The organism is Alteromonas sp. MmMcT2-5, assembly GCF_022348315.1.
In the GTDB taxonomy this organism is placed as follows: Bacteria; Pseudomonadota; Gammaproteobacteria; order Enterobacterales; family Alteromonadaceae; genus Alteromonas; species Alteromonas macleodii.
Genome location: NZ_JAKRFB010000137.1, coordinates 1 through 1,085, shown reverse-complemented (window position 1 = coordinate 1,085; position 1,085 = coordinate 1). Strand labels below are relative to the sequence as shown.

The following is a 1,085-nucleotide window of genomic DNA, read 5'->3' as shown; positions in this document are numbered from 1 at the left end:
CATCGAGTAGGGTGAGGCGTCACCGCCTCATCCCTCTCACAGAACCGTACATACGGGCCTCGTATACGGCTCATGTACATAGTTATTTAGCGTAATTGCTAAACACATATCCCGTTGCAACATTCTCCAAGTTCATTAGCCCAAGTTCATCGAACCAACTGTTTGGCATCGCGTAGCTTGCTAAAGGACTGCGTGCACTGCTCCAGCTCGTCATGTTGATGTGAGCGAACTTGCCTTTATAACCATGCTGTCGTAGCCAGCGATGAAGGCGGCTCGCCTTCTTCCATAACTTAAGTTGGATGCTGCGCAAGCGCCGTCTTAGCCAGCTCGCGAGTTGCTTAAATACCCTGCTCGCATTGGCTATCTTGAAGTAATAACTGAACCCTCTTAGCAGTGGGTTTAGTGCATTGATAACTGATTGCAGTGGCATTCCGCCATTGCGTTTCGTCATCTGCTTGAGCTTCGCCTTAAACGCGGTGAGTTTCTTGGGCTGGATGCGGGTATGTTTCGTCCCGATTTCAACGCCGAGGAACTTCACACCAACATCACTGTGGGTGATGTGTGTTTTCTCCGTGTTTACGCTTAGCTTTAGCTTTTCTTCTAAGATGTGTGTGGCTTGCGCTTTGGCATTTTCTGCCGCTGCACGACTGCTACACAGGATAAGGATGTCATCAGCATAGCGCACTATGCGGTGCCCACGTTGTTTCATTTCCTCATCGAACGCATCCAGATAGATGTTCGCTATGAGCGGGCTTATTACCCCGCCTTGCGGACTGCCTGTTTCTGTCTGCTGCCAATGTCCATCTACCATCACCCCACTTTGTAAGAACTGAGCAATGAGACTCAGCACGCTACCATCACGAACCCGTCTTTTAATACTCTTAATGATAAGCGTATGGTCCAGCTTATCGAAGCACTTCGACAGGTCCATGTCCACCACGTGTCGCCGTCCGTATCGACGGATGAACATCGTGGCTTTATTGATAGCATCGTGACAGCTCCGCTTCGGTCTATAACCAAAGCTTGATGGATGGAACTGCTCTTCGAAGATGGGGGTAAGGAGGTCATTCAAGCATTGTTGAACC

The 1,085-nt window shown here is 49.5% G+C and carries 1 protein-coding gene; it reads right to left on the bottom strand.

Going from position 1 to position 1,085, the window contains the following annotated elements:
• Positions 1-82: 82 nt before the first annotated feature.
• A partial coding sequence (gene ltrA, locus MHN09_RS21630) for a group II intron reverse transcriptase/maturase (RefSeq protein WP_239241846.1) occupies positions 83-1,085 on the bottom strand: 1,003 nt, incomplete at its 5' end.